General features: G+C 46.1%; 7 protein-coding genes. 5 read left to right on the top strand and 2 right to left on the bottom strand.

Translation table 11 applies throughout. The annotated features are described in order from the left end of the window. A partial coding sequence (locus AABK37_RS27575; RefSeq protein ID WP_432554695.1) for a hypothetical protein occupies positions 1 to 182 on the bottom strand: 182 nt, incomplete at its 3' end. Positions 183 to 359: 177 nt separating this feature from the next. On the opposite strand from AABK37_RS27575, the gene lpxC reads away from it, so the two are divergent. From lpxC to AABK37_RS27550, 5 genes are all read left to right on the top strand, one after another. After that, positions 360 to 1,220 carry a UDP-3-O-acyl-N-acetylglucosamine deacetylase gene (gene lpxC, locus AABK37_RS27570; protein ID WP_432554694.1) on the top strand — a complete coding sequence of 287 codons (861 nt, stop codon included), beginning with the start codon at positions 360 to 362 and terminating at the stop codon, positions 1,218 to 1,220. 84 nt (positions 1,221 to 1,304) lie between these two features. Then, a complete protein-coding gene (gene fabZ / locus AABK37_RS27565) occupies positions 1,305 to 1,832 on the top strand; it encodes a 3-hydroxyacyl-ACP dehydratase FabZ (protein ID WP_432554693.1) in 528 nt (175 codons plus the stop codon). Positions 1,833 to 2,034: 202 nt separating this feature from the next. Further along, the gene (gene lpxA, locus AABK37_RS27560; protein WP_432554692.1) at positions 2,035 to 2,850 is read left to right on the top strand and encodes an acyl-ACP--UDP-N-acetylglucosamine O-acyltransferase; all 816 of its coding nucleotides are present in this window, start codon (positions 2,035 to 2,037) and stop codon (positions 2,848 to 2,850) included. 70 nt (positions 2,851 to 2,920) lie between these two features. Continuing rightward, a complete protein-coding gene (gene lpxB / locus AABK37_RS27555; RefSeq protein ID WP_432554691.1) occupies positions 2,921 to 4,090 on the top strand; it encodes a lipid-A-disaccharide synthase in 1,170 nt (389 codons plus the stop codon). 28 nt (positions 4,091 to 4,118) lie between these two features. After that, entirely contained in the window at positions 4,119 to 5,675 is a 1,557-nt protein-coding gene (locus AABK37_RS27550; protein WP_432554690.1) for a DNA cytosine methyltransferase, read from the top strand. 5 nt (positions 5,676 to 5,680) lie between these two features. Here the strand turns inward: AABK37_RS27550 and AABK37_RS27545 are convergent, their stop codons facing one another. Then, on the bottom strand, positions 5,681 to 6,646 hold the full coding sequence (locus AABK37_RS27545) for an aldo/keto reductase (RefSeq protein ID WP_432554689.1): 966 nt from the start codon (positions 6,644 to 6,646) through the stop codon (positions 5,681 to 5,683). Positions 6,647 to 6,665: the final 19 nt, after the last annotated feature.

Here is a 6,665-nt window from a genome sequence, read left to right as displayed (position 1 = left end):
TGGGGCATGGGGCATGGGGCATGGGGCATGGGGCATGGGGCATGGGGCATGGGGCATGGGGCATGGGGCATGGGGCATGGGGCATGGGGCATGGGGCATGGGGATTTTAAAGAGGGGAAAAGGGGAAAGGGAAAGGGGGAAAGGGAAATTAATCGGGGGAAAGTTTCAGTAATTTTAGACATTTTTACTAATTTTAAACAACTCTGCCCCAATCATAGGCAGATGCTCCACGCAGGTGAACCCCAAGACCGCACTGCCTCCCCTTTCCCCTTTACCCTTTTCCCCTCTTCAAAAAGCCCATTGCCCATTACCCATTACCCATTGCCCATTAAACAATTGCCCAACAATCAACAAATTATATGCAACACACAATAGCTGCGACAATCACCCAAGTAGGAGTCGGACTGCATAGCGGTGAGAAAACTCAGGTACGGATACTACCAGCAGATGCAGGTAGTGGGCGCTACTTTGTCCGGGTGGATTTGCCGGACTTACCGATAATTCCCGCACAAGTTGCGGCAGTGAATGAGACTGTGCTTTCGACTCAGTTGGGTAAAGGGGTGGCGTGCATTCGCACTGTAGAGCATTTATTAGCGGCTCTGTGTGCGATGGGGGTAGATAACGCCCGAATTGAGATTGATGGGGCGGAAGTGCCTCTGTTGGACGGTTCAGCGCAAATTTGGACACAAGCGATCGCCGAAGTTGGCTTAGTCTCACAAACTTTGACTAACGGTGAAATTCCTCCGGTGATAACCGAACCAATTTGGGTGCGTCAAGACGATGCGTTTGTCTGTGCTATCCCAGCCCCAGAAATTCGTTTTACCTACGGTATTGACTTCGACCTGCCGGCGATCGGTAATCAATGGTACAGTTGGTCACGAGGCTCAAATCTGGCAAATGCATCAGTTGCGTTTGCTGCGGAAATTGCCCCTGCGCGTACTTTTGGTTTACTACATCAAATTGAATACCTGCAAAAATCAGGGTTAATTAAAGGGGGAAGCTTGGATAATGCTTTAGTTTGCGGACCTGAAGGTTGGCTAAATCCACCATTAAGATATGCAAATGAGCCAGTACGTCATAAAATCTTGGATTTAGTAGGAGATTTAAGTTTACTAGGAAATTTATTGCCTAGTGCTCATTTCTTGGCGTACAAAGCCAGCCACAATTTACATATTCAACTCGCCCAGAGGATTTTAGAGTTGTCAGCGGTTGGCGGTTAGTCAAAAGCTAAAAACCTAAATCCGGGGAAAGTTAAAAGCGGCACCTACTTCCTAGCCAAAAGTGAAAATCAACCGAGCGTGCCAATGTCAATCCTCACCGAAGTTAATACAGTCAACGATCCTGATTCTGCATTTACCAAATCTCAAACCAATGAAACAACAAGCAAATCAGAGAGAAAAACGATTTTTACAATAGAAGAAATTCAGAAACTCTTACCCCATCGCTATCCTTTTGCACTTGTAGACCGAATTATCGACTACGTGCCCGCTCACCGCGCTGTGGGTATAAAAAATGTCACCTTGAACGAACCCCAGTTTCAAGGGCATTTTCCCGGTCAGCCAATTATGCCGGGAGTGCTAATTGTTGAAGCTATGGCACAAGTCGGCGGTATCGTTTTAACTCAATTACCAGAGTTAGAGGGCGGACTTTTCCTGTTTGCAGGTATAGATAAAGTCCGGTTTCGCCGTCAAGTAGTACCAGGCGATCAACTAGTAATGACCGTGGAACTGTTGTGGGTAAAACAACGTCGTTTCGGTAAGATGCAGGCTCGTGCCGAGGTAGACGGTCAGCTCGCTGCCGAAGGCGAACTGATGTTTTCACTTGCTAATTAAAAAATCCGCTTTTGTGGTATGGGCGCCACCGTGAGGTGCCCATTACTGACTCCTGAAAAAGGATAGCAGTAAATAAAACTTGCCACAACCGCATTGTTTAATTTCTAGATTTTAAACGCCCTCACACATAACTTGCGATCGCCGATTTCTCACACACAATACCTAAACACTCAGCACTCAAGACTATTCTGGAGATGCACCCTTGAAAACTCTTATTCATCCAACTGCTGTAATTCATCCTAACGCGCAAATCCACGCCACGGTGCAAATCGGTGCCTATGCGGTTATTGGAGGGCAAGTCAAAGTAGGTCCGGAAACTATTATTAGTCCTCATGTTGTCCTCGACGGACTAACGGAAATTGGAGCGCGAAATCACATTTTTCCCGGAGCCTGTATTGGCATGGAACCCCAAGATTTAAAATACGCTGGGGAACCTAGCTGGGTTAAAATTGGCGACAATAACCAAATTCGCGAATATGTCACGATTAACCGCGCTACAGGTGCAGGTGAAGCAACTATCATTGGCGATGGTAACTTGTTGATGGCTTATGTCCATGTAGGTCATAACTGCGTCATTGCCGATTCTACAATTATTGCTAACTCTGTGGCTTTGGCTGGTCATGTCCATATTGATTCCTGCGCTCGACTGAGCGGCGTTTTGGGTGTCCATCAATTTGTACATATCGGTAGCTTGGCAATGGTCGGCGGTATGACTCGCATTGACCGCGATGTGCCGCCATATATGATGGTGGAGGGCAATCCATCACGGATACGAACCCTCAACCTTGTAGGACTCAAACGCTCTGGAATGAGTTCTACTGACTTGCAAATCCTCAAAAAAGCCTTCCGCTTTCTTTACCGTTCTGAATTAACTTTTAAAGATGCTTTGGAACAGTTGGAACTGTTGGGAGATACAGAAGAGTTGCAGTATCTGCGCCGCTTTCTGCTATTATCTCAAATGCCAGGAAGACGCGGCTTGATTCCTGGAAAAGGCAAAGCAGCCGGAAGTGATGAATGATGAGTTAAGAGTTAGGAGTTAAGCTAACTCCTAACTCCTCACTCCTAGTTTGTTCTGCTAACTTTATAAAATGCGAATATTTATCAGCACCGGTGAAGTGTCTGGCGATTTGCAAGGATCGTTGCTGATTGCAGCACTTCAACGTCAAGTCGTTGCGGCTGGGTTAGAATTAGAAATTGTGGCGCTGGGTGGCGAAAAAATGGCGGCAGCGGGCGCACATCTGCTGGGTAATACTAGTAGTATTGGCTCAATGGGTCTTTTTGAATCGTTGCCTTATATTTTGCCAACCATTCAGGTGCAACGAAGGGCGATCGCCTATCTCAAACAAAATCCACCTGATTTGGTAGTCTTAATTGACTATATGGCACCGAATATCGGCATTGGCAGCTATCTAGAAAAGTATTTGCCACAAGTGCCGATAGTGTATTACATAGCACCCCAAGAGTGGGTCTGGTCGGTGAGTTTGCGTAACACTTCCCGAATTGTCAGCTTCACAGATAAGCTTTTGGCAATCTTCTCAGAGGAAGCCCGCTACTACCAAGAGAATGGCGCTAAAGTTAGCTGGGTAGGACATCCTTTAGTTGACCGAATGCAAAACACTCCCAGTCGCGAAGCTGCTCGTGCTAAGTTGGGAATTGAAGCTGAACAAATAGCGATCGCTCTTTTACCCGCTTCTCGTCGCCAAGAACTAAAATATCTCTTACCAGTAATTTTTCAAGCTGCCCAAAATATTCAAGCGAAATTACCTGAAGTTCATTTCTGGATTCCCTTATCTCTGGAAATATACCGAGAACCTATAGAGAAAGCAATACAGCGTTATAACTTACAGGCAACTGTAGTATCCGGTCAGCAACAAGAAGTTATGGCGGCTGCGGATTTGGCAATCACTAAATCTGGTACAGTCAATTTAGAACTTGCCCTGCTAAATGTGCCGCAAGTTGTTACCTATCGGCTACATCCAGTTACAGCTTGGATTGCGCGTAATATTCTTAAAGGTTCTATACCCTTCGCATCCCCAACTAATTTAGTGGTGATGATAGAAATTGTACCAGAGTTTTTACAAGAGCGAGCAACGCCAGAAAACCTAACTCAAGCTGCAATGGAATTATTGCTTAATCCTAGCCGAAAAGAGCAAACTTTAACTGATTATGACCAAATGCGGCAGTGTTTGGGAAAAGTAGGAGTATGCGATCGCGCAGCTGAAGAGATTTTACAAATGGTTCCAAATTTGCGATCGTAGATTTTAGATTGTAAATTGGGCATTACGCATGAGGCATTGGATAAATCCCAAATCGCAAATTGAGTATCGACGACCAGTAGCGGTGGATTTATTTGCTGGTGCTGGTGGATTTTCTTTAGGTATTGAGCAAGCTGGTTTTGATGTCTTGGTAGCAGTGGAGTACGATCCAATTCATGCTTGCACCTACTGTTTCAACTTTCCCCTAACCGAAGTTTTGTGCGCGGATGTCTCAACTGTTACAGGAGATGTGATTAGACAAGCAGCTAATCGCAGTTGGATTACCCACCTTTATAGTGGGGGAGTGGGGGATGGGGGGAGTGGGGGAGTGTCTTCCAAAAATTTCCCCCCCTCTCCTTGTCCCCCACTCCCCCCCTCCTCTTATTGGGATGGGCAAATTGACTTGGTATTTGGTGGACCGCCGTGCCAAGGTTTCTCTATGATGGGTAAGAGAGAACTAGAAGACGATCGCAACAGTTTGATATTTCACTTTTGCCGTCTGGTGATTGAGTTAAATCCCCGCTACTTTGTGATGGAAAATGTGCCGGGAATGGCAGCAGGAAAATACAAAGCTTTGTTGTTACATCTTATTAGCAATTTTGAAGCCGCTGGATATCATATCCAAAAAGGAATTTTAAATGCGGCAGATTTTGGTGTACCACAAAAGCGCCGGCGGTTGTTTGTGATTGGTACGCGGCAAGAGTTAAAAGTTAGGAGTGAGGAGTTGGGAGTTAAAAGTGAGGAGTTGGGAGTTAATAATTCTTTGGTTAGCTTGTCAGGTTGTCAGCCAAAGCGAAGTAGTGTGACAGTGAAAGATGCGATCGCTGATTTACCAGATATAGATTATTTTCCGGAACTTGCTAACAGCGATGAAGTGTTACTTTCAACCGAACAACTGCAACAGCTACAAGAAAAATCTAGTTCTTACGTGATAAAGTTGCGATCGCACCCCTTTATAAGACAAGGAGACAAGGAGACAAGGGGACAAGGGGACAAGGAGGACAAGGGGACAAGGGGACAAGGGGACAAGGGGACAATTCTTTCTTCCCCTCTCCCCATCCCCCCCTCTCCCCATCCCCCCCTCTCTCCCTTCCCCCCTCTCCCCAACTTCTCCTACCCTCGTCTGTGGAATCCTCAACTATTGACTAGTTCGATGCAAACGCAGCATCAAGAAAACTCAAAAATTCGCTTTGGGGAAACTTTAGCAGGTGAGTTAGAAACAATTAGCCGCTTGCGACGCTTGGATTTAAATGGGTTGTGTCATACTTTACGCGCTGGTACTGACTACCTTCGTGGAAGTCATACATCTCCGCGTCCGATTCACCCGACTGCTTCGCGAGTCATCTCTGTGCGGGAAGCTGCACGTTTACATTCATTTCCCGACTGGTTTCGATTTCATCAAACCAAATGGCACGGTTTTCGCCAAGTTGGGAATGCAGTTCCACCACTGTTAGCACAAGCGATCGCTGAAAAAATTATCGCGGCTTTGTGCGTTGTGCCTTTTTCGCCACAACAGCCTTTAGAATTGGGAGATACGCAATTGTTAAGGTTTACACCGTCTCAGGCTAAAAATCATTTTAAATTGTGAATTGCTTAAGTCCAAGCGCGGAAAAATGTACTATCTTCCCAAATTTGGGCGGTAAGCTGCTCAATCGCGGCTAGTTCTTTACCCTGGAGGGGTTGAAAAGCTCGTGCGACCTTGACATTTTCTTCTAATTGTGCTGTTGTCTCAGCGGCAATTACACAGCACTGAACCCCAGGTTGAGATAAACTATATCCCAAAGCTTGCTGCATACCTGACAAACCACCTGGCTTGAACAAGCGACCGTAAGCAGGTACTTTCATCGCAATCACAGCTACATTTTGTTGCTGTGCTATCGGTAAAACTACAGGTAAAAATGGGCGTGGATGATGTTTGTCTGCTGCATTGACGGGAATTAGCGTTGTGTGGAAAGGATAGCGACGCAGCCCTTCGGCGATTACTTTTGGGTCGTGGTGTCCGGTAATACCAGCAAAGCGGACGAGTTTTTGCTGTATTGCTTCTTCTACAGCTTTAATTGCACCGGATTTACTAAAGATGGTGTCGAGTTCTTGGGGGAAAGAAACGTGATGTAGCTGCCATAAGTTAAGATAATCTGTGTTGAGACGTTTAAGCGATCGCTCTAATTCTCGCCAAGCTCCATCACGATCTCTTTTATCAGTCTTACTTGCTAAAAACAGCTTTGGTCTGTGGGGTGGTAGAACTTTTCCCAAATAATCTTCACTCGGTCCGTAACTTGAGGCAGTGTCAAAATAACGGATGCCTAATTGCAACGCTTTTTCAATAATTGCCACAGCATCACGTTCTCTTCCTTGCCAGGATAGCGGCGTTTGACCCGCTCCACCCAAGCCGAAGATAGGCACTTTTACTTGTGTGCGTCCCAGCACTCGTTCTGGCATTGTTGCTGGTGGTGTCGCAGTGTTGGTAGCATTTTGTTGCAAGGTAGTAGCTCCTACAATACCCCCAGCGACAGCAACACCGGTCATTAAGAAGTTACGCCGCGTCGTTTTTTCTGACATGGTTTACAAGGATTGGTTA

The organism is Tolypothrix sp. VBCCA 56010 (assembly GCF_050875635.1).
Taxonomy (GTDB): Bacteria; Cyanobacteriota; Cyanobacteriia; order Cyanobacteriales; family Nostocaceae; genus Hassallia.
The sequence above is the reverse complement of the archived record's forward strand: the minus strand, read 5'-3'. Positions and strand labels throughout refer to the sequence as shown.